At 66.1% G+C, this 1,199-nt stretch carries 1 protein-coding gene; it reads left to right on the plus strand.

Going from position 1 to position 1,199, the window contains the following annotated elements:
* Nucleotides 1-90: 90 nt before the first annotated feature.
* Nucleotides 91-1,188 carry an IS630 family transposase gene (locus ACH34R_RS44120; protein WP_397567623.1) on the plus strand — a complete coding sequence of 366 codons (1,098 nt, stop codon included), beginning with the start codon at nt 91-93 and terminating at the stop codon, nt 1,186-1,188.
* Nucleotides 1,189-1,199 lie beyond the last annotated feature (11 nt).

Below are 1,199 nucleotides of genomic sequence, written 5' to 3' on the forward strand. Positions count from 1 at the left end.
CTAGTGGCGCATCACCGAATCTTGCTGGGGTTATTGATCTCGGCGAGTGAGCACGCCAGCCTTGTCCCGGAGTAGTTCTGGGAGGTGGTCGTGGCACGTAAGCCCGAGGTGTTCGTCCGGCCGTTGTCGATGGAGGAAGGCCGGCGCCTGCAGAAGATCACCCGGACAGCGAAGGACCCGGTGAAGCTGCGGCGGGCGATCGTGGTGCTGATGTCGGCACAAGGCCGGCCGGCTTCGGCGATCCAGGAATTGATGCAGGTCAGCGATGATTATGTGCGGCAGGTCGTGCACACCTTCAACGAACGGGGGTTTGATGCGCTGGACCCAAAATGGAGCGGGGGCCGACCGAGGAGGATCAGTGAGTGGGTGCGCGAGCGCATCTGCCTGATCGCCCGGACGACCCCCGCCGAGTGGGGCATCACCGCGTTCTCCACCTGGAGCCTGTCCAAGCTCGCCGCCCACCTCCAGCAGATCAGGCTGGTGACCTCGATCAGCCCGCAGCATCTGTCGCGGATCTTGAAGACGGGCGGGGTCTCCTGGCAGGCCACCACGACCTGGAAGAGCAGCGACGATCCCGCCTTCATCGCCAAGATGTGCCGGGTCCTGGCTCTGTATGACGCCCGGCCGCGAGGCGGGCGGGTGGTCTGCGCAGATGAGTTCGGCCCGCTCAACCTCCAGCCGCGTAAAGGCCGGGTCTGGCGGACGCGGCGGCGTCCGCGGCGGCTGCGGGCGACCTACCGCCGCGACGATGGCGTCCGGCACCTGCTGGGCGCGTTGGACCTGGCCACCGGCAAGCTGTACTACCGGATCCGCCGCCGCAAACGGTGGAAGGAGTTCCTGGCCTTCCTCAAGACGCTGCGTGCCCGGTGGCCCGGGGAGCGCCTGTATGTGATCTGCGACAACTACTCCCCGCACAAACATGCCGAGGTAAGGATCTGGGCCCAGGCCAACGACGTAGAGCTGGTGTACCTGCCGACTTATGGGTCGTGGTTGAACTGGATCGAGTCCGAGTTTGCCGCGCTGCGGTACTTCGCGCTCAACGGCACCGACCACCGCAGCCATGAGGAGCAGAACGCCGCCATCGCGGCCTACGTCCGCTGGCGCAACCGGCACGCCGCCCCGAAGGTCAGCTTCGCCGCCAGCTCCCCGATCCGGTCATGGACCAGTTACCCCACCAAGGTTGCGTGATGCACCACTAG

Source organism: Spongiactinospora sp. 9N601 (genome assembly GCF_044326295.1).
GTDB lineage: Bacteria > Actinomycetota > Actinomycetes > Streptosporangiales > Streptosporangiaceae > Spongiactinospora > Spongiactinospora gelatinilytica.